At 72.0% G+C, this 20,099-nt stretch carries 18 protein-coding genes and 1 pseudogene; 6 read left to right on the top strand and 13 right to left on the bottom strand.

All coding sequences use genetic code 11. The features are described from left to right. Positions 1–273: 273 nt before the first annotated feature. Positions 274–555 (bottom strand): acylphosphatase, encoded by a 282-nt coding sequence (locus ACZ7L7_RS20340; RefSeq protein ID WP_093722155.1) that lies wholly within the window; start codon positions 553–555, stop codon positions 274–276. Positions 556–715: 160 nt separating this feature from the next. Here ACZ7L7_RS20340 and ACZ7L7_RS20335 point away from each other — a divergent pair, with 160 nt between their 5' ends. Further along, positions 716–1,837 (top strand): CAP domain-containing protein, encoded by a 1,122-nt coding sequence (locus tag ACZ7L7_RS20335; RefSeq protein ID WP_285513650.1) that lies wholly within the window; start codon positions 716–718, stop codon positions 1,835–1,837. A gap of 77 nt (positions 1,838–1,914) precedes the next feature. Here the strand turns inward: ACZ7L7_RS20335 and ACZ7L7_RS20330 are convergent, their stop codons facing one another. Further along, the gene (locus tag ACZ7L7_RS20330) at positions 1,915–2,505 is read right to left on the bottom strand and encodes a flavodoxin family protein (RefSeq protein ID WP_285513649.1); all 591 of its coding nucleotides are present in this window, start codon (positions 2,503–2,505) and stop codon (positions 1,915–1,917) included. Between the two features lie 118 nt (positions 2,506–2,623). Between ACZ7L7_RS20330 and ACZ7L7_RS20325 the strand changes: the two genes are divergently transcribed. Then, positions 2,624–3,025, top strand: a complete 402-nt coding sequence (locus ACZ7L7_RS20325) for a winged helix-turn-helix transcriptional regulator (RefSeq protein WP_285513648.1) — start codon at positions 2,624–2,626, stop codon at positions 3,023–3,025. On the opposite strand, the gene mutM is transcribed toward ACZ7L7_RS20325, so the two are convergent. The 8 genes and pseudogenes from mutM to recG form a co-directional block, all read right to left on the bottom strand. Continuing rightward, positions 2,998–3,858 (bottom strand): bifunctional DNA-formamidopyrimidine glycosylase/DNA-(apurinic or apyrimidinic site) lyase, encoded by an 861-nt coding sequence (mutM, locus tag ACZ7L7_RS20320; protein WP_471592960.1) that lies wholly within the window; start codon positions 3,856–3,858, stop codon positions 2,998–3,000. The two genes, ACZ7L7_RS20325 and mutM, sit on opposite strands and share 28 nt — an antisense overlap. Before the next feature lie 80 nt (positions 3,859–3,938). Continuing rightward, a complete protein-coding gene (gene rnc, locus ACZ7L7_RS20315; RefSeq protein WP_453604267.1) occupies positions 3,939–4,745 on the bottom strand; it encodes a ribonuclease III in 807 nt (268 codons plus the stop codon). A 7-nt stretch (positions 4,746–4,752) separates the two neighbouring features. Next, positions 4,753–4,926, bottom strand: coding sequence for a 50S ribosomal protein L32 (gene rpmF / locus ACZ7L7_RS20310; RefSeq protein WP_003951102.1), 174 nt, complete (start codon positions 4,924–4,926; stop codon positions 4,753–4,755). A gap of 2 nt (positions 4,927–4,928) precedes the next feature. Then, positions 4,929–5,582 (bottom strand): YceD family protein, encoded by a 654-nt coding sequence (locus tag ACZ7L7_RS20305; RefSeq protein ID WP_285513646.1) that lies wholly within the window; start codon positions 5,580–5,582, stop codon positions 4,929–4,931. A gap of 158 nt (positions 5,583–5,740) precedes the next feature. After that, the gene (locus tag ACZ7L7_RS20300; protein WP_285513645.1) at positions 5,741–6,769 is read right to left on the bottom strand and encodes an ATP synthase F0 subunit B; all 1,029 of its coding nucleotides are present in this window, start codon (positions 6,767–6,769) and stop codon (positions 5,741–5,743) included. A gap of 79 nt (positions 6,770–6,848) precedes the next feature. Beyond that, positions 6,849–7,328 carry a pantetheine-phosphate adenylyltransferase gene (coaD, locus tag ACZ7L7_RS20295; RefSeq protein WP_453604304.1) on the bottom strand — a complete coding sequence of 160 codons (480 nt, stop codon included), beginning with the start codon at positions 7,326–7,328 and terminating at the stop codon, positions 6,849–6,851. A 26-nt stretch (positions 7,329–7,354) separates the two neighbouring features. After that, positions 7,355–7,942 (bottom strand): annotated as a pseudogene (gene rsmD / locus ACZ7L7_RS20290) (16S rRNA (guanine(966)-N(2))-methyltransferase RsmD); the annotation flags it as partial. 77 nt (positions 7,943–8,019) lie between these two features. Beyond that, the gene (gene recG, locus ACZ7L7_RS20285) at positions 8,020–10,227 is read right to left on the bottom strand and encodes an ATP-dependent DNA helicase RecG (protein ID WP_285513644.1); all 2,208 of its coding nucleotides are present in this window, start codon (positions 10,225–10,227) and stop codon (positions 8,020–8,022) included. A gap of 186 nt (positions 10,228–10,413) precedes the next feature. Between recG and ACZ7L7_RS20280 the strand changes: the two genes are divergently transcribed. Continuing rightward, entirely contained in the window at positions 10,414–12,240 is a 1,827-nt protein-coding gene (locus ACZ7L7_RS20280; RefSeq protein ID WP_472076725.1) for an HSP90 family protein, read from the top strand. Then, positions 12,240–15,176: a tetratricopeptide repeat protein gene (locus ACZ7L7_RS20275; protein WP_472076723.1), complete on the top strand. Its 2,937-nt coding sequence runs from the start codon at positions 12,240–12,242 to the stop codon at positions 15,174–15,176. The genes ACZ7L7_RS20280 and ACZ7L7_RS20275 overlap by 1 nt, the downstream gene beginning before the upstream one ends. Before the next feature lie 410 nt (positions 15,177–15,586). Here ACZ7L7_RS20275 and ACZ7L7_RS20270 read toward each other — a convergent pair whose 3' ends face one another. After that, complete coding sequence (locus ACZ7L7_RS20270) at positions 15,587–17,242, bottom strand: DAK2 domain-containing protein (protein WP_285513641.1); 1,656 nt, start codon at positions 17,240–17,242, stop codon at positions 15,587–15,589. Between the two features lie 257 nt (positions 17,243–17,499). Here ACZ7L7_RS20270 and rpmB point away from each other — a divergent pair, with 257 nt between their 5' ends. After that, a complete protein-coding gene (gene rpmB / locus ACZ7L7_RS20265; protein ID WP_003993230.1) occupies positions 17,500–17,685 on the top strand; it encodes a 50S ribosomal protein L28 in 186 nt (61 codons plus the stop codon). Positions 17,686–17,789: 104 nt separating this feature from the next. Here the strand turns inward: rpmB and thiD are convergent, their stop codons facing one another. Both thiD and ACZ7L7_RS20255 read right to left on the bottom strand, forming a co-directional pair. After that, positions 17,790–18,584 carry a bifunctional hydroxymethylpyrimidine kinase/phosphomethylpyrimidine kinase gene (gene thiD, locus ACZ7L7_RS20260; protein WP_472076721.1) on the bottom strand — a complete coding sequence of 265 codons (795 nt, stop codon included), beginning with the start codon at positions 18,582–18,584 and terminating at the stop codon, positions 17,790–17,792. Beyond that, complete coding sequence (locus ACZ7L7_RS20255; protein ID WP_250753797.1) at positions 18,581–19,546, bottom strand: thiamine-phosphate kinase; 966 nt, start codon at positions 19,544–19,546, stop codon at positions 18,581–18,583. Before ACZ7L7_RS20255 ends, thiD begins: the two co-directional genes overlap by 4 nt. 205 nt (positions 19,547–19,751) lie before the next feature. Here ACZ7L7_RS20255 and ACZ7L7_RS20250 point away from each other — a divergent pair, with 205 nt between their 5' ends. After that, positions 19,752–19,985: an Lrp/AsnC family transcriptional regulator gene (locus ACZ7L7_RS20250; protein ID WP_003997603.1), complete on the top strand. Its 234-nt coding sequence runs from the start codon at positions 19,752–19,754 to the stop codon at positions 19,983–19,985. The last annotated feature ends 114 nt before the right edge of the window (positions 19,986–20,099 follow it).

Here is a 20,099-nt window from a genome sequence, read left to right as displayed (position 1 = left end):
TGCCAAACAGCTAAGGTGCGCGGGGCTTTCAGCGTCTCACCAAAAAGTTTGACGGTCAACACGATCACGCCCCGTATTGACGGGCGCACCGGGGGCGCGCGGCCTGTTCGGCGGCGCTGCGACTCCTGCGGGGCCCTGAGGGCGTGGCGATCATCCTTGCGTGCGGAGCATGCCAGCGCAAGCGTTTCTCGGCAACCACCTGGACCTTTCTGTTTCGGGCAGGTTCCACCGGCATGGTCCGCGGGCGTGGCGGGGGCGGGCGGTGCCCCCGGATCACCGGATGGCGAAGCCGTCGTAGCCGCCGCGGGGTGTGTCCCATATCTCTGTGACACCGTCCACGCGCCCGGGCGTGTCGTCACCCTGGAGCCACTCCAGCAGACTTTCGCAACCGGAGCGGGGACCCTCGGCGACCACTTGGACGCGTCCGTCGTCCAGATTGAGAGCAAAACCACTCAGGCCGCCGATCTCCAGCGCCTTGGCACGCGTGAACCAGCGGAAACCCACACCTTGGACACGTCCGCGCACCCAGGCAACCAGCCGAACATCCTCGCTCATGACTGCAACCTAACCGCCCAAAGTCCCACGGGGCACTTCCGCATCCGGCGCCATGCGGTACCGTCCCCACCCAATGAATCTCATATGAAACTCACTCGATCGAGTGAGTGGTTGATCGCCAGAGGACGAGTCGACCGCACGGACGAGGGAAGGCCAGGACATGGGACGCCACCGACGCTCCGCCGCCGGCCGCGCCGCCACAGGCCGCGCCACGGGGGTCAGTCATACCGACGGTTCCGCACAGTGGAGCCATGACCCGCTGGACCCGCACTCGGACGAGACGGTGGGCATAGCCCCCTATCTGCACCAGGACGCGTACGCCGGTGCCTACGCGCAGACGGAGGCCTATCTGTTCGCCTCCGAGGGCCGTCAGGGTTTCGGCCGCGGCGAGGACTACACATGGGAGCCGGAGACCACCGTCTTCGCGAGTGAGGGCCTCTTCCCCGCCGACGGTGACGGGCGCGCGCGGGGGCACCGCAAGAAGAAGAAGGCCGCGACTCCGGTGCGTACCGGGCTGCTCGGGGTCTCGGCGGCGGTGGCCATCGGCACCGTCGCGGTCGCCACGGGCGTGCTGCCCGGCGGGGACACCTACACGCTCGGTGGCGGCGGCAGCAGCGACAAGGTGCGCACCGCCGACTCACCGACCAGCTCGCCGAGCGAGCAGGGCGGCACCTCCGGCAGCGCGGAGAACCGCGACGACAGCACCCCGGCCAGCCGGGACCAGGAGCGGGAGGCCTCGCCGGCGGCGTCCCCGTCGCCGTCGACCTCCGAGGCCGCGCCGACGAAGGCCCCGGAGAAGAAGAAGCCGAAGACCACGCCGAGCAAGAAGCCGAAGACGACCCCCTCCAAGCCCGAGACCAAGGCACCGGAGAAGAAGCCCAGCGCACCGGTGACCCTCTCGGAGGAGGCCGCCGCCGCGGCCGAGGTGCTCAAGCTGGTCAACGAGGAGCGCGCGAAGGTCGGCTGCAGCCCCGTGGCCGCCAACAGCGCCCTGTCCGACCTGGCCTCCGCCTTCAGCGAGGACATGGCGGCCCGCGGCTTCTTCGACCACACCAACCCCGACGGCGAGAGCCCCTGGGACCGCGCGGCCGAGGCCGGCATCACCACCCTGGGCGGCGAGAACATAGCCCGCGGCCAGGCCGACGCCGCTGCGGTCATGGAAGCCTGGATGAACAGCCCCGGCCACAAGGCCAACATCCTGAACTGCGACTTCAAGACCCTGGGCGTGGGCGTCCACATGGCCCCGGGCGGGCCTTGGTGGACGCAGAACTTCGGGTACTAGTAGCACGCACGCATCCACAAGGGCTCCCCGTCCGGCTGTCGGACGGGGAGCCCTTGTGCGTGTGCCCGGCGGACGCCTTAGGCGGCCGCGGCCGTGCGGCCCGTCACGAAGGTGCGGGCCGCCTCCGCGACGCGGCGGCCGAGGTGTTCCGCCGTGGCGATGTCCGCCTTGTGGACGGCTTCCGGGCCCTGGTCGACGTTGGTCTGGGCGGCGGCGCCGGCGAAGACGCCGAGGCGGTTGAGGTCGTGCTCGGAGCCCTCGCTGTTGTTCCAGCCGGGGTGCAGGCCGAGGTTGATCCAGTGCATGCCGTGCTGCGCGGCGAGGATCTGGAAGAACTGCAGCGTGTGCAGCTTGTCGCCGCTCTTGGAGCCGGAGTTGGTGAAGCCGGCCGCCAGCTTGTCCTTCCAGTCCTGGCCGAACCAGCGCTTGGAGCTGGCCTCGGCGAAGACGTGGAAGGGGCCGGAGGCGGTGCCCATGTAGGTGGGCGAGCCGAAGACGATGGCGTCGGAGCCGTCGAGCACGGCCCACTCCTCATCGGTGATCTCGGCGACGTTGATCAGATGTACCTCGGCACCGGCCTGGGCAGCACCGGTGCGGACGGCCTCGGCGAGCACGGCGGTGTGGCCGTAGCCGGAGTGGTAGGCGATGGAGACGACGGGGGTGGTCACGGGGCGTACTCCTGGAGTCGGCAGGTCAAGCGACGTCAATTACGGTGTGGAAATGAAAGCACTAACCATGAGTTAGTGCAATCTGCGGGTTAGCGCTGTGGTCGAGTACGCTTGTGATATGGACACCGCACAGGAGCGCACGGCGGAGCAGGACCTGCCGTACAACGTGTTCGCGAAGGCCTGCCCCTCGCGCGGCACGCTGGAGCACGTCACCGGACGCTGGGGCGCGCTCACCCTCGGCGCGCTGCACGACGGATCGCTGCGCTTCAACGAGCTGCGCCGACGCGTCGACGGCGTGAGCGAGAAGATGCTGTCCCAGACGCTGCACGCGCTGGAACGCGACGGGCTGGTGCTGCGCGAGGCGCAGCCGACCAATCCGCCGCGGGTGGACTACGAACTGACGCCGCTGGGCCGTGAGGTGGCCGGCCGGCTGCTCGGCCTCATCCACTTCGTGGAGGGCCGTATGGACGATGTGCTGGAAGCCCGCGAGCGCTACGACGCGGCCCGCGGCGGCCTCTGACACTTCGGGCAGAAGTAGCTCGACCGGTTCATCCACGGCCGCCGCCGCATCGGCGTGCCGCACCTCTTGCAGGGCAGCCCTTCACGGCCGTACGCGTCCAGGGACCGGTCGAAGTAGCCCGACTCGCCGTTGACGTTGACGTACAGGCTGTCGAAGCTGGTGCCGCCGACCGCGAGGGCCGCGTTCATCACGTCCCGTACATGGCCGAGGAGTTCGAGGGTGCGTGGGCGGGTGAAAGTCGCCGTCGGGCGCTCGTAGTGCAGGCGGGAGCGCCAAAGGGCCTCATCCGCGTAGATGTTGCCGACGCCGCTGATCAACGACTGGTCCAGCAGGGCCCGTTTGACCGTGGTCCGCTTGCGACGCAGAGCCTGGTGGAAGGCCTCGTCGTCGAAGAGCGGGTCCAGCGGGTCGCGGGCGATGTGCGCGATGACGTCGGGCAGTCCGTCGGGGGTGTTGTCGTGCAACGACAGTCCGCCGAAGGTGCGTTGGTCGACGAAGCGGAGTTCGGTGCCGAGGGCGTCGGCGAAGCGGACCCGGATGCGCAGGTGCTTCTCGGCCGGTGCCTCGTGCGGCTGCACCAGCAGTTGGCCGCTCATGCCGAGGTGGGCCAGGACCGATTGGTGCGTGTCCTCCAGCGGCAGCCACAGGTACTTGCCGCGGCGGCTCGGCACGCCGAACCGGTGACCCTTGAGGCGGTGCGTGAAGTCGTCGGGTCCGGCGAGGTGGCGGCGCACGGCGCGCGGGTGCAGCACCTCGGCGTCGGCGACCGTGCGATGGGCGACCCAGCGCTCCAGTCCGCGCCGGACGACCTCGACCTCGGGCAACTCGGGCATCGCATCCCCCGTACACACCGGTTCAAGGACCGAGCGCCCGTCCCGTGGCGGGAGCGGGCGCTCGGCGTGGCCTGTTTCGCTCAGGCGGAGGCGGATGCCTCGTCGGCGTCCGCGGCGGCGTTCTCCGCCGCTTCGGCCGCCTGCTTGGCGCGCTCGTCCGCTGCGGCCCGGATGGACCGCCAGGCGGACTCGGCGGCCTGCTGCTCCGCCTCCTTCTTGCTGCGGCCGGTGCCGGTGCCGTACGAGACGCCTCCGACGCGGGCGGCAGCAGTGAAGGTCTTCTCATGGTCGGGGCCGGTCTCCGTGACCAGGTACTCGGGAACGCCGAGTCCTTCGGTCGCGGTGAGCTCCTGGAGACTGGTCTTCCAGTCCAGGCCGGCTCCGAGATTCGAGGACTTTTCGATCAGGGGATCGAACAGGCGGTGCACCAGCTCCGCCGCCGAGTCCAGGCCCTGGTCGAGATAGACCGCGCCGATCACCGCTTCCAGGGTGTCGGCGAGGATGGACGCCTTGTCCCGGCCGCCCGTGCCCTCTTCACCGCGGCCGAGCCGGATGAAGGAACCCAGGTCCAGCCCGCGGCCGACCTCCGCAAGCGCACGAGAGTTGACCACCGCGGCCCGCAGCTTGGCCAGTTGGCCCTCGGGCAGGTCCGGGTGGGTGCGGTACAGCGTGTCCGTGACCACGAGGCCGAGCACGGAGTCCCCGAGGAACTCCAGACGCTCATTGGTCGGCAGACCGCCGTTCTCGTACGCGTACGAGCGGTGCGTCAGCGCACGCACCAGAAGGGCGGACTCGACCTTGTAGCCGAGCCGCCCTTCCAACAGCGTGTGGGACGAGGCCGTGTTCTCCGCAGAGTTCTTCTTCGGCGTGGACACAGTGCCTCTCACCAGCCGCTCAGACCTCGAGGACCTGGCGCTTGTTGTAGGTGCCGCAAGACGGGCACGCGATGTGCTGCTGCTTGGGCTCGTGGCAGCGCTCGCACGCAACCAGGGTGGGGACCGCAGCCTTCCACTGCGACCGGCGGTGGCGCGTGTTGCTGCGCGACATCTTCCGCTTCGGAACAGCCACGGCTACTTCTCCTGCTTCTCGTCGACGCCCGGTTCGGCGCCGCTCATCTCGTCCTTCTCGCCGTCTTCGAGTGAACCGGCGAGTCCCTGCAGTGCCGCCCAACGGATGTCGACGGCGTCATGGTGGTGGTCCGGGTCGTCCGCGAGGCGCACGCCGCACTCGGCGCACAACCCCGGGCAGTCTTCCTGGCACACCGGCTGCATCGGCAGTGCGAGCACCACCGCGTCCCGCAGCACGGATTCGAGGTCGAACAGGCCGTCCTCGACAAAGAGCCTGTCCTCGTCGTCCTCGTCGTCGGCGGCGTCTTCGTCGGACCGCGACTTGGCGCGGCCCCGCTCGTCGGCTTCGGGGTACGAGAACATCTCCTGGAAGTCCGCTTCGAGATCCAGCTGAAGCGGCTCCAGACACCTTACGCACTCCCCCTCGGCCTGTGCACGGGCGGTGCCTGTGACAAGCACCCCTTCCATGACCGACTCAAGGCGGAGTTCGAGCTCCACCGGAGCGCCTTCCGGCACCCCGATGACGTCCTTCAGACCGAGGTCCTTGGGCGCGTCGATCGTGCGGTTCAGGCGCTGGAGCGCGCCAGGACGCCGACCCAGCTCGTGCGTGTCGAACACGAGGGGGTTGCGGTGGTCGAGGCGGGCGTTCAGGGCCATTCCTGCTTTCGATCTTCTCAGCTCAGGGGACGCTGCCCCCGGTGTCCCCGGGCAGCGCTGATCGCGGACGTACGCGCGACCGAAGAGCCAGGATACTGGACCATTCGCTCACAGCCCAATCCGGTGGATCCCCTACGGACCGCGACCGCCGGAGCGGGCTACTGACCGCGCCCCTGTTCGTAGGCGCGCAGCTGCTCCGCGCTGATCATGCTGGTGTCGAAGAGGCTGGTCTCGTCCAGGGCGTACCCGGGCTGCTGCTGCGGGGCCTGCTGCTGCGGCTCGTACGCCGGCTGCTGGGCGTCGTAGCCCTGGTAGGCGTAGGGGTCGGCCTGCTGGTAGCCGTAGGGGTCCTGCTGGGCGTAGGCCGGCTGCTGGTAGCCGCCGTAGGTGTCGTACGAGGGCTGTTGCGGGGCGTACGCGGGCTGCTCGGGCTGCTGCGGCTGGACCGGCTGGGCGGCGGCGTCCTGTTCGGCGAGGGCGGCCAGGTCGGCGAGGTAGTCGGCGTCGCTGGAGTGCTGGACGGTGGTGCCGTCGTCGGCGAGGGCGCCGAGGTCGTCGGTGGCGATCCGGCCGTGCAGCTTCTGCCGGCCGCGGCCGACCGCCTCCAGGGTCTTGGCGAGCACCGCCTCGAAGGCGCCGAGTTTGACATCGACGTATTCGTCCGCACTGCGGCGCAGGGTCTCCGGGTCGTGGCTGCGCTCGGGGGCGTCCTCGTCCTCGTAGCCCTGCTCGTCGAGGCCGGGGCCGGTGCCCAGCAGCTTCTCGCGGCCGCGGCCGACGGAGCCGAGGGTCTTGGTGAGGACGACCTCGAAGTTGGCGAGTTTGGAGTCGACGTAGTCGTCGGCCTCCGCGCGGATCTCCTCGGCCTCCTTGCGGGCCTCGGCGAGGATCCGGTCGGCCTCGGCCTGGGAGCGGCGGGCGACCTCGGTGTCGGAGATCAGCGAGCCGCGCTCGGCGTGCGCGCCCTGGATGATCCGCTCGGCCTCCTGGCGGGCCTGCTCGACCATCTGCTCACGGTCGCCGATCAGCTCCTGCGCCTGCGCGAGGGAGCCGGGCAGGGCCTGGCGGACCTCTTCGAGCATCGAGAGCAGCTCGGCGCGGTTGACCACGCACGAGGCCGACATCGGCATCGACCGGGCACTGGAGACCGCCGCGACGATCTCGTCGAGCTTCTTCTGCACGTCCATCGTGTGCTCGCCACTCTCTACAGCTGTTCCGGGGACGGACGGGACGACTGTAGCCCCCTCGGCCCCCGCTGTAGCCCCGTCAGTCCTTGCGCAGCCGCTCGTTGAGGGCGTCCAGCACGATCGGCGGGACGAGGTGGGAGACGTCGCCGCCCCAGGTCGCGACCTCCTTGACGAGCGAGGAGGACAGGAAGCTGTAGGTCGGGTTGGTCGGCACGAAGAGGGTCTCGACGCCCGAGAGGCCGTTGTTCATCTGGGCCATCTGCAGCTCGTAGTCGAAGTCGCTGACCGCGCGCAGGCCCTTGACGATGGCGGGGATGTCGCGCTGCTTGCAGAAGTCGACGAGGAGTCCGTGGAAGGCCTCCACGCGCACGTTGGCGTACTCGGCGGTGACCGCGCGGATCAGGTCGAGGCGCTCCTCGACCTCGAACAGGCCCTTCTTGGCCTTGTTGATCATCACCGCGACATAGACCTCGTCGTACAGCCTGGAGGCGCGGGAGATGATGTCGAGGTGTCCGTTGGTGATCGGGTCGAACGACCCGGGACAAACGCAGCGGCGCACTTGAGTTCCCTCGCTCTCCGGTCCGGTCATCGTGCGTCTTCGCACGTAGAGGCGGCGCGACCGTACCAAAACGTTCCCTCGCCGTAGCGACGGGCCCGGATGGCCTCGAAGCCGTCCGGCCAGTGGAATTCCCCGCCTCTGGTGCTGCGCTCCACGGTGACGAGCGCTTGCTTGGCGAGCCACCCCTGCGTGCGGAGTGTGAGGAGAATCTCCCGAAGATCGTCGTCCGTGACGGCGTACGGCGGGTCGAGGAAGACGATGTCGTACGGCTCCGGCGCGGGCGCCTTGATGATCTGCTCGGCCTTGCCCGCGCGCACCTCGGCGCCGGGGAGGCCGAGGCTCCTGACGTTCTCCCGCACGACGCGGGCCGCGCGGGCGTCCGCCTCGACCAGGAGGGCGTGGCTCGCGCCCCGGGAGAGGGCCTCCAGGCCGACGGCGCCCGATCCCGCGTACAGGTCGAGGACCCGTTCGCCGTCGAGGGGGCCGCCGAGCAGGGACTGCCAGGTGGACATCAGACCCTCGCGTGCGCGGTCGGAGGTCGGGCGGGTGCCGTTGCCCGGTGGCACTGCGAGGCGACGGCCGCCGGCGGTGCCGGCGATCACGCGGGTCATCTTGGGTCCTTGGTGGTGGGCGGCTGGTTGGTATCAGTGTGGCCGGTCGGGCGGCTCTCCGCGCCCCTCGGGGGGCGCCTTCACCCCTTCTCCAGGTACTGCTCCCTCTCCTCGTCCAGGAGCGCGTCCAGGGCCGTGCGCAGGCCCGGGAGCCCGGTCAGCTCCGGGTCGGCCGCGACCACGGCCGTGGCCTCCTCGCGGGCCTCGGCGATGATCTCCTCGTCCTCGATGACCGCCAGCATCCGCAGGCTGGTGCGGGCGCCGGACTGGGCCTGGCCGAGGACGTCGCCCTCGCGGCGCTGTTCGAGGTCGATACGGGAGAGTTCGAAGCCGTCGAGGGTGGCGGCGACGGCGTTCAGGCGCTGGCGGGCGGCGCTCGCCTCGGGCATCTCGGTGACCAGCAGGCACAGTCCGGGCGCGGAGCCGCGGCCGACCCGGCCGCGCAGCTGGTGCAGCTGGGAGACGCCGAAGCGGTCGGCGTCCATGATCACCATCACGGTGGCGTTGGGGACGTTGACGCCGACCTCGATGACGGTGGTGGCGACCAGGACATCGGTCTCCCCGGCGGCGAACCGGCGCATGACGGCGTCCTTGTCGTCGGGGTGCATACGGCCGTGCAGCACCTCCACGCGCAGGCCGCTGAGCGGGCCCTTGGTGAGCTGGTCGGCGACGTCGAGGACGGCCAGCGGCGGGCGCTTCTCCGCCTCGTCCTCGGCGGACTTCTTCTTCGGGTCCGGTTCCTCGTCACCGATGCGCGGGCAGACGACGTACGCCTGGTGGCCGTTCTCCACCTCCTCGCGCACGCGCTCCCACGCGCGGGCGAGGAAGTGGGGCTTGTCGGCGGCCGGGACGACATGGCTGGCGATCGGGGAACGGCCGGCCGGGAGCTGGTCGAGTACGGAGGTCTCCAGGTCGCCGAAGACGGTCATCGCGACCGTGCGCGGGATGGGGGTGGCCGTCATGACCAGCAGGTGCGGGGGCTGTTTGCCCTTGCCGCGCAGGGCGTCGCGCTGCTCCACGCCGAAGCGGTGCTGTTCGTCGACGACGACCAGGCCGAGGTCGTGGAACTGGACCTTGTCCTCGATGAGCGCGTGCGTGCCGATGACGAGGCCGGCCTCGCCGGTGACGAGGTCGAGCAGTGCCTGGCGGCGGGCGGCGGCCCCCATGGAGCCGGTCAGCAGGACGACCTTGGTGGCGTGCTCGGCGCCGCCCAGCATGCCGCCCTCGGCCAGTTCGCCCATCATCTCCACGATCGAGCGGTGGTGCTGCTGGGCCAGCACCTCGGTGGGCGCGAGCATGGCGGCCTGGCCGCCCGCGTCGACGACGGCGAGCATGGCGCGCAGGGCGACCATGGTCTTGCCCGAGCCGACCTCGCCTTGCAGCAGCCGGTGCATGGGGTGCTCGGTGGCCAGGTCGCCGAAGATCTCCTCGGAGACGCGGCGCTGGCCGTCGGTGAGGGTGAAGGGCAGGCGGGCGTCGAAGGCGGCGAGGAGGCCGTCCGGCTTGGGTTTGCGGGCCACCGCGGGGAGTTGGCCGTCGGCGTGGCGGCGGCGGGCGAGGGCGACCTGGAGGACGAACGCCTCGTCCCACTTCAGGCGGGCGCGGGCGTCGGCGATGTCGGCCTTGGTGTGCGGGCGGTGGATCTTCTCCAGCGCCTCGGACAGCGGGAGCAGGCCGCGGCCGGCGCGCAGGCTCTCCGGGAGGGGGTCGACCGCGTCCTTGGCGGCGGGGAGGACCGTCTGGAGTGCCTTGCCGATCTTCCAGGACTCCAGTTTCGCGGTGGCGGGGTAGAGGGGAATCAGCGCGCCCGCCCAGGTCTCCACGGTCTCCTCGCCGTCGCCGCGCAGGAGTTCGTAGGCGGGGTGGGCGAGCTGGAGGCGGCGGTTGAAGACGGAGACCTTGCCCGCGAACATCGCGCGTGTGCCCGGCAGGAGTTCCTTGTGGGGCTTGTGAACGCCGTGGCCGAAGAAGACCAGTTGGAGCCGGCCGCTGCCGTCGGTGATGGTGACCTCCAGCCGCTGGCCCTTGCCGCGCGGGGCCTTGGCGGAGGCGAAGGTGTGCAGCCGGGCGTCGGCGACCTGGGCGACCACCGTGACGTGCTCGTCCATGGGGAGGTCGGCGAGGTGGGTGAGCTGGCCGCGCTCCTCGTATCTGCGCGGGTAGTGGTGCAGGAGGTCGCCGACGGTGTGCAGCCCGAGGTGCTCGGCCATGACCTTCGCGGTGGCGGGGCCGAGCTGCGACTTCAGTGGCTGCTGGAGCGGTTCTTGCGGTGCGGGCACGAGATCCATTGCACACCACACCACTGACAACGGCACCGAGTGCCTGCCCCGCAGCACCGTAAAGTCCTAGGAAAGCCCTGGTCAGACGCCAGGTTGGGCTCTAGGATGACGCGTCCTACGGCCATCCTTCGCGGTCACCGCCTCACCGGACCGCCCGACCCCGCGCCGCCACACACCCCCACCGGCGCAGCGACGATGGACTCCCAGACCTCACAGGCATCCCAGGCACCCCAGTCCCCTCATACGTTCCAGGTCGACCTGCGCGGCCTGGTGGACCTGCTCTCCCACCACCTCTACTCCAGTCCGAAGGTCTACCTGCGCGAGCTGCTGCAGAACGCGGTGGACGCCATCACCGCCCGGCGGGCCGAACAGCCCGACGCCCCGGCGCGGGTACGGCTGTATGCGCGGGACGGCGGGCTGCGGGTGGAGGACTCGGGCATCGGGCTGACCGAGTCCGATGTGCACAGTCTGCTGGCGACCATCGGGCGCAGTTCCAAGCGGGCGGAGGGCATTCAGGCGGCGCGCTCGGAGTTTCTCGGCCAGTTCGGGATCGGCCTGTTGGCCTGTTTCGTGGTCGCCGAGCGGATCCGGGTGGTCAGCCGCAGCGCGCGTACGCCCGAGGCGCCGCCAGTGGAGTGGACGGCGACGGACGACGGCTCGTACACCGTGCGGACGCTGCCGGACGCCGAGCGTCCGGAGCCCGGCACGACCGTGCATCTGGTGGCGCGGGCCGGTGCCGGGGAGTGGCTGGAGCCGGAGCGGGTGCTGGCGCTGGCGCGGCACTTCGGTTCGCTGCTGCCGTACGACGTACGCGTGGGCGAGGAGGCGGTCACCGATCTGCCGGCGCCCTGGGACCGCGCCCACTCCTCCCCCGCCGGGCGGCGGGTGGCGCTGGCCCGGCACTGTCACGAGCTGTTCGGGTTCACCCCGCTGGACTCGATCGAGCTGAACGTTCCGCTGGCGGGGATCCGCGGCGTGGCGTACGTGCTGCCGTCGGCGGTCAGTCCGGCCCAGCGCGCCGGGCACCGGGTGCACCTGAAGGGCATGCTGCTGACCGAGCGGGCCGAACAGCTGCTGCCGGACTGGGCGTTCTTCGTGCGCTGCGTACTGGACACGGACAGCCTGCGGCCCACCGCCTCGCGCGAATCGCTGTACGAGGACGAGACGCTGGCGGCCGTACGGGAGGCGCTCGGGGAAAGGATTCGCTCCTGGCTGACCGGGCTCGCGGCCGGTGATCCGGAACGGCTGGCGGCGTTCCTGTCGGTGCACCACCTGGGCGTGAAGTCGCTGGCGCGGCACGATCGGGAGATGCTGCGCACGATGCTGCCGTGGCTGCCGTTCGAGACCAGCGACGGGCGGCTGTCGCTGGAGGAGTTCGCGCAGCGGCACCCGGTGGTGCACTTCACGCGGACCGTGGAGGAGTACCGGCAGGTGGCGCCGATCGCGTCCGCGCAGGGCGTCGGGGTGATCAACGGCGGTTACACCTACGACAGCGAACTGATCGAGGCGCTGCCCTCGGTGCGGCCCGGAACCGTGGTCGCCGAGCTGGACGCGGACACCGTGACCGCGCACCTGGACGCGGTCGATCCGGCCGAGGAGCTGGCGCTGGCCGGGTTCCTGGCGGCGGCACGGGCGAAGCTGGACCCGCTGGGCTGCGATGTCGTCCTGCGCGCCTTCCACCCGCTGTCCGTGCCCGCGCTGCACCTGGACGACCGGGCGGCCCGGCACGAGCAGGCCCGCGCGGAGGCCGAGGAGCAGGCCGACGACCTGTGGGCGGGCATTCTCGGCTCGCTGCGCGGCAGCGCGCCCCGCGCGCGTCTGGTGCTCAACCACCTCAACCCGCTGATCCGGCGGATCAGTTCGCTGGGCGACCCGGAACTGATCGGCACCGCCACGGAGTCCCTGTACGGACAGGCCCTGCTGATGGCGCAGCGGCCGCTCAGGCCCGCAGACTCGGCGCTGCTGAACCGGGCCTTCATGGGTCTGCTGGAGTGGGCCACGAACGGCGAGGAGGGTCGCTGATGAGCGGGATCACGGACTTCGACGCGCTGCGCCGGGCCCTGGCGGAGAACGCCGAGCAGCCGGAGGGACCGGCGCGCAACGCGCGGGCGGAGCAACTGCTCGCCGAGGCCGAGAAGCTGGGGATCCCGCTGGCCGTGATCGAGGCGCTCGGGCATCAGCTGTCGGTCTACAACTACAGCTCCGAGAAGGACAAGATGTTCGTCCCGTTCGCGCGGCTGCTGCGCATGTGGGACGAGCGGCCCGAGGACTTCGACGCGCAGGAGACGCATTCCCTGCACTGGGTGTTCAAGTGGATGACGTCCGGCATGCTCGACCAGCCGCACATCCCGCTGGCGTCCATAGAGAAGTGGCTCGGCGAGATGGAGCACCGCTACCGGCTGGCCGGTCACTCCGAACGCGCCGTGCGTTCCAGTGAGTTCAGCGTGGCCGCGCACATCGGGGACCTGGAGCGGGCGGAGCGGGCGTACGCGGCGTGGCTGGCCGCCGACCGGGACTCCATGGCCGACTGCCACGCCTGCGAGCTGCGCAGGCAGGGCTGGTGGCAGGCGGAGCGGGGCCGGGACGAGGCGGCGCTCGAACTGTGGGAGCCGGTCCTGGAGGGCGAGTTCGCCTGCGCGCACGAGCCGCACACCGTGCTCGCCTCCTCGCTGCTGCCGCTGCTGCGGCTGGGCCGGGTGGACGAGGCGCGCGCCCACCACTTGCGCGGGTTCCGGCTGGTGCGGCCGATGGAGAGCATGCGCGGGGCGTACGCGGATCATGTCGAGTTCTGTGCCCTGACCGGAAACGAGGCGCGTGGACTTGAGTTGTTGGCGGAGCGTCCCGCGTACTTCACCGACAGCGGGCATCCGCGCAGCCGGCTGGACTTCCTGTCGGTGGTGACACTGCTCATGGAGCGGCTGACGCTGCTCGGGTTCGGGGAGCAGCGGGTGCCGGGTCCCGCGGGGCGGACCTGGACGGCGCGCGAACTGGCGGCACACGCGCGTGCGGAGGTGCTGGAGCTGGCCGCGCGGTTCGACGCGCGCAACGGCACCGCGTACGTCAGTGAGTCGGCACGCGCGCGTATGGCGCAGGAGCCGCTGGTGGAGCGGTTGCCGCTCGGGGTGCGGTCGGCACGGGCCGCCGTGGCCCCCGTGGCGGTTCCGGTGCCGGAGGTTCCGGCGCAGGATGAGCCCGTGGAGGCGGACTTGCGGACCTTGCTGGCCGAGGCCCGGCGGCTGTCGGACACGTTGCAGCCGGACGCCGTCGCGGCGTGGGCGGCGGTGGCGCGGGCGGCCGAGGGCATGGAGCTGGACGCCCGGGACCGTGCGGAGATCGCCGACCACCGGGCGATGGAGCTGGGCCCCGAGGGCGTGGAGCTGTTCGAGCGGGCGGCGGAGCTGTACGCCGAGGCGGGCGACCCGGGCGAGGCGCTGGCGGCACGCACGCGTGCGGCGTACGTACGGGCGCTCACCGGGCACCTGGAGGAGGCGCTCGCCGGGGTCAACGGCCCCTACGACGAGGTGCTCGCGCTGTACGCCGAGGACGGCACGGGGCTGCGGCAGACGGCGGCGGTGCTGACGGGGCGGGCCCGGGTGCTGATGCGGCACGTCCACGAGGCGGACGAGCCGGTGGACCCGGGGGTCGTGTCGGCGGCGGAGGCGGCGGCCCGCGAGGTGCTGGCGCTGGTGGACGGGCGGACCGGGGACGACGTACGGCTCGCCGCGCGGTCCGCGGAGGCGCAGGCGATGCTCGCCGAGCTGGCGGCGCTGTCGGGGGACGTGGCGGGCGCGGCGCGGCTGTTCGCGCGGGCGTCGGCGGCGTTCGTCGAAGCCGGGCTGCCGTGGTTCGCGGTGGAGTACGAGGCACGGCTGGCGGGGCTCGCCCACCATCTGGGTGACACGGCGGAGGCGGAGCGGGCGCTGCGGGCGGCCCTGGAGCACGGCGGGCCGTACCTGGAGGCGCCGGGCCGGGCACAGCTGCACCTCCAGCTCGCCGAGGTGCTGGGCGGCCGGGGCCTGTCCGACGAGGCCGCCGAGCACGCCCTGGAGGCGGCGCACTGGGCCGACGAGGCGGGCGAGGGGCCGACGCTGGGCGCCTGGGCTCGGCACCAGCTCGGCGGGTTCCTGCTGCGGCAGGGGCGCTGGGCGGAGGCCGCGGAGGTGCTGGAGTCGGCGCTGCCCGACCTGAGCGCGGAGACGCACGGGGACGGGGCGGTCGTCCAGACCCAGTGGTGGCTCGGGGACTGCCTCAGCGAGCTGGGCGAACACCGGGAGGCGGCGGAGCGGCGGCTGCAGGCGGCGGAGATCGCCCGGCACTGGCCCGAGCAGCACGACCACGCCACGCTCGCGCACCTCGCCGCGGAGTCGCTCGGACAGGCGGGCCTGCACGACGAGGCGGACAAGGCCTACGCGCGGGCGGGCGATCTGTGGCGCCGGCTGGGCAACGTCCACGGGCTCGTACGTTCCCTGCGCGCCCGCGCGTGGCTCGCGCTGCGCGCCGAGGACGGCGCGGACCCGGCGCGGGAGCTGATGTCGACGGCGGTACGGGAGTGCACGGCGGCCCTGGAGGCGGCGCCCGACGAGGAGGCGCGCGCCCGGCTCACCGCCGAGCTGGGCCACACCCACCGCCAGTTCGGTGACCTCCTCGCCCGCTCCGCCGCCGAGGACGACGGCGACGAATCGATCCGCTCCGCCCTGGACGCGGCCCTGGCCCGTATGTCGGAGGCGGTCACCGTCTTCGCCGAACTCGGCGAGGAGGGCCGCGACGCCCGCACCTCCGCGGAACTGGCGGCGGGCTGGCTCGCCGCCGACCTGGGCCGCCCCACAGAGGCGGCGGCCCGCGCCCGCGCGGTCCTGGCGGCCTACGCGGACCTCCCCGACACCGAGGGCGCGGCCCAGGACCGCCGGGCGGAGGCGGAACAGCTCCTGGACGTGGTGCGGGAGGACGAGGAGACCTGAGCGGGGGCCGGCCCCTCGGCCCCGGCGTCGGCGTCGGCGTCGGCGGCACCCACGCATGCGACGCCAACGAGCGCCACACCCCACCACGAAGCCCCCGGACCGCACGACACACCCACGCACAGCGCGCGGCCCCCGGGAGACAAACGAGGGCATACCCCACACGCCGACCCGCACCACCCGGCAGCGAACCCCTCGACCCGGCCGAAAACGCGGCACCCACGCGCGCGACGCCAACAGGCGCCGCACCTGGCGAAGGAGCCCCCGATCCACACGCGTGCGGCGCAGGACACCCCCCGGGGTCCGAGCCCCGGCAGGACCGGCTTCGGGCGGGGGGCGTACAAGGAGCGGCACCCTGCCTCCTGCCACCGCCGGAGGCACAGACGCGCCCCGCGCGTGCGGGGACCGCGCCCCTACTCCACCCCGATGAGCAGCAACGCCCCCTGGCGGCCGCCCCGGTACACCACCGTGTCCACCGCCAGGTACGACTCCCTCACCCGGGCCTGGAGGCGGTCGGCGATGCCTTCGGGGGCGTCGTCGCCGAGGACGAGGGTGACGAGTTCGCCGCCTGCGGCGAGCATGCGGTCGAGGACGGCTTCCGCCGCCGTCGTGACGTCCGTGCCGATGACGGCCACGTCGCCGTCGATGAGGCCGAGGACGTCGCCGGCCTGGCAGATACCGGCCATGGTCCAGGACTGGCGTTCGGCGACGGCGACCTCGGCGTAGCGGGTGGCGCCGGCCGCCGAGGTCATGGAGACCACGTCCTCGTCGAAGCGGCGGTCCGGTTCGTGCACGGCGAGCGCGGCGATGCCCTGGACGGCGGAGCGGGTCGGGATCAAGGCCACGCGGATGCCCTCCGCGCGGGCCTGCTCGGCGGCCGCGGCGGCGGTGTGGCGCAGGTCCGCGTCGTTGGGCAGCAGCACGACCTCCCGCGCGTGGGCGCGCCGCACGGCCTGAACCAGCTCCCCGCTCGCGGGCGGCTCCCCGGGCCGCGCGAGCACGGTGGTGGCACCGGCCTCGGTGTAGAGCCCGGCCAGGCCCGGCCCCGGGACGACGGCCACGACCGCGCGCTGCACCCGCTCCCGGGGCGGCCGTTCCGCCCCGGTGGTGTGCACGTCCCCGGCGCCGAAGTGGGTGATGCGGATCCGGTACGGCCGTCCCGCCTCGACGCCCGCCTCCACGGCGGCACCCGCGTCGTCGACGTGCACATGGACGTTCCACAGGCCGTCCCCGCCGACCACGACCAGCGAGTCCCCGAGTTCGTCCAGGCGCTCGCGCAGACGGGCCACGGCCTCGTCCGAGGCCTCCAGGAGGTAGATCACCTCGAAGGCGGGCCCGCCCTCGCTGACCGGCGCGCACTCCCCGGGCGCCTCGACCGGCACGCGCGCGTGGGCCGCCGTGACCACCGGCTTCTCCCCCGTGAACGTCTCCACCAGCGCGGCCAGCACCGTCACCAGCCCCCGTCCCCCGGCGTCCACCACCCCGGCGCGCTCCAGCACCGCGAGCTGGTGCGGGGTCGCGGCGAGTGCGACGCGCGCGCCTTCATAGGCGGCCCGGGCGACCGCCCCGCAGTCCCCCTCCGCCCCGTCGGCGGCGTCCGCCGCGGCCGAGGCCACCGTCAGCACCGTGCCCTCGACCGGGTGGGCCACGGCCTGGCGGGCGGAGTCGGCGGCCCGCCGCAGCGCCAGCCGGAGCGCTCCGGCCTCGGCGTGCGGCCGGTCACCGTCGGCGGACAGCACCTGGGCCATGCCGCGCAGCAGCTGCGCCAGGATCGTCCCGGAGTTCCCGCGCGCCCCTATGAGCGCGCCGTGGGCCATCGCGCGTACGGCGTCGGCGAGGGAGGGCACGGTCCCCTGGGAGCCCGCCTCGTGCCCGAGGAACACCGCGTCGACGGCGGCCGCCGCCGACTCCACCGTCAGATACAGGTTGGTGCCGGTGTCCCCGTCGGCCACGGGGTAGACGTTGATCGCGTCGATCTCCTCCCGCGCCCGCCCCAGTGCCTCCAGCGCGAGGCCGCACCAGGTGCGTACCGCGAGAGCATCGAGGAATGTCTGCGGCACCTGGGCCACCTGCGCCTCCTTGAGCTGCCGGACGTGGGACGCAGCGTAGACCCAGGGACCGGGGGCACCGGAAGAGGGCCGGGAGCGGGGCCCTGAGCAGCCATGGTAGTTTCGTTCTACTGGCGCAGTCGTTGTATGCTGCTCCGGTTGCCCGATCCAGATCGGGCCATTCCCCTGGCAACGCCACTCAGATCTTTGATCCTGCGATCTCGATCCCGGCCTGCCGGGATCAACCGTAAGTGCATCTGAAGTCTTTGGAGTGACCCGTGGCTGCCAACTGCGACGTCTGCGGCAAGGGGCCGGGCTTCGGCAACAACATCTCGCACTCGCACCGCCGTACGTCCCGTCGCTGGAACCCCAACATCCAGCGCGTCCGTACCGTGGTCGGCGGGACGCCGAAGCGCGTGAACGCTTGCACCTCGTGCATCAAGGCCGGCAAGGTCTCGCGCTGACGCACAGCTAAGCGCGCGGCCACAGCTGGTTCGCTGCACTGAGCCGGTCCACCTCACGGTGGACCGGCTTTTTGCCTGCCCAAAAACGCCCTGACCCGGAACCCTCAGCGCGCCTTCAGCGCCCACGCGTGGTCCACCGGCCCGATTCCGCCGCCGAGCGCGAACCCGGCCGCGATGGCCCCGGTGACGTACTCCTTGGCCGCCGTCACCGCCTCCGGCACGCCCCGCCCCTTCGCCAGTTCCGAGGCGATGGCGGAGGCGAGCGTGCAGCCCGTGCCGTGGGTGTGCCGGTTGTCGTGGCGCGGCGCCCGCAGCCAGTGCTCCTCGGAGCCGTCGGTGAGCAGATCGACGGCGTCGCCCGCGAGATGGCCGCCCTTGATCACGACCCAGCGCGGCCCGTACTCCAGTACGGCGGCCGCGGCCCGGCGCAGATCGTCCTCGGACTCCACGCGCACGCCGGTGAGTTGGGCCACTTCGTCCAGGTTCGGGGTGGCGACCTCGGCCACCGGCAGCAACTTGGTGCGCACCGAGTCCAGCGCGGACGCGGCCAGCAGCGAGTCCCCGTGCTTGGACACCCCGACCGGGTCGACGACCGCCGGGGCGTCGGTACCGGCGATCAACTCGGCCACCGCCTCGACCAGTTCGGCGGAGGCCAGCATCCCGGTCTTCACCGCCCGCACACCGATGTCGTCGACGACACTGCGGTACTGCGCCCGCACCGCCTCCACGGCCAGCGGCCAAGCGCCCTGCACACCGAGCGAGTTCTGCGCGGTGACCGCGGTGATCACACTCATGCCGTGCACGCCGAGCGCCAGCATCGTCTTCAGGTCGGCCTGGATCCCGGCCCCGCCCCCGGAGTCGGAGCCCGCGACCGTGAGTACCCTCGGCGGCGCGGTCACGACTCGATGTCCCCGAAGTGGTCCCAGCCGCCCTTGCTGGTCCACGGCGCCCCGTCGACCGTCACCTGGGGCAGCGCGGAGGGGTTGAGGACCTCGCCGATGACCTTCCAGCGGGCGGGCAGCTTCACATCCGGCGGGAAGGTCGCCACGATCGCGTGGTCCTCTCCCCCGGTCAGCACCCACTGCATGGGGTCGACACCGACGGCCTGCCCGATGTCGTTCATCTGCGAGGGGATGTCGATCGCCCCGGAGCGGATGTCGATACGGACCTTGCTGGCCTCCGCGATGTGCCCGAGGTCGGCGATCAGCCCGTCGCTGACGTCGCACATGGCCGTCGCCCCGAGCCCGGCCGCCGCGGGTCCCGCGTGGTACGGCGGCTCCGGGCGCCGGTGTGCCTCCACGAAGGCGCGCGGCGAGCGGAAGCCGCGGGAGAGCACCGCGTACCCGGCCGCGGACCAGCCCAGCCAGCCGGTCACCGCGACGAGGTCGCCGGGCTGGGCGCCGGCCCGGGTGACGGGCTCCTGGTTGCGCAGATCGCCGAGCGCGGTGATCGACACCGTGATGGAGTCACCGCGTACGACGTCACCGCCGACCACGGCCGCGCCGGCCACCTGGCACTCGTCGCGCAGGCCGTCCATCAGCTCGCTCGGCCAGGTCACCGGAAGCTCGGCGGGGACGACCAGCCCGAGCAGCAGGGCGGTCGGTACGGCGCCCATGGCCGCGATGTCGGCGAGGTTCTGCGCGGCGGCCTTGCGGCCCACGTCGTACGCCGTGGACCAGTCCCGGCGGAAGTGCCGCCCCTCGACGAGGATGTCGGTGCTCGCCACGACCCTGCGGTCGGGCGCGGCGACCACCGCGGCGTCGTCGCCGGGGCCGACCCGGACCGCCGGGGTGGTGGTGAGACGGGAGGTGAGCTCCCTGATGAGCCCGAACTCCCCTAGCTCACCGACAGTGCCCTTCATTGCCCTGGTGCCCCTTCTGTCCCTGTCCGTTCCCGGTCGCGTGTCTCTACTGTCCTCGATACGGTCGAGGTGGCCGTCAACCAATGGCGTGCCTGCACCCCGGCGCGGGACCACGGCCCCCACGGGTCTCCCCGTGACGAGCGACAACGCGATACCGTGGCGTTCCTTTTCCCCACATGATCCTCGTGGCCGCCCTGGAGGTTCCGTGGTACAGGCGTACATCCTGATCCAGACGGAGGTCGGCAAAGCGTCGACCGTCGCCGAGACGATCAGCAAGATCCCTGGAGTGATCCAGGCCGAGGACGTGACGGGACCCTATGACGTAATCGTCCGCGCCCAGGCCGACACCGTCGACGACCTGGGTCGCATGGTGGTCGCCAAGGTCCAGCAAGTGGACGGCATCACACGCACCCTGACCTGCCCGGTCGTCCATCTGTAGCCCCCGTCCACCCCTTGACCGGTGATCTCTTCGCATCACCGGTTCACCAGTCCTCCCGCGCTCGTCCTGTCGATCGCCGTCGCGGGCTGCCCTTCAGCAGACGACGGCGGATCG

The organism is Streptomyces sp. NPDC110618 (assembly GCF_055657065.1).
This window is presented reverse-complemented; position numbering and strand designations above follow the sequence as displayed.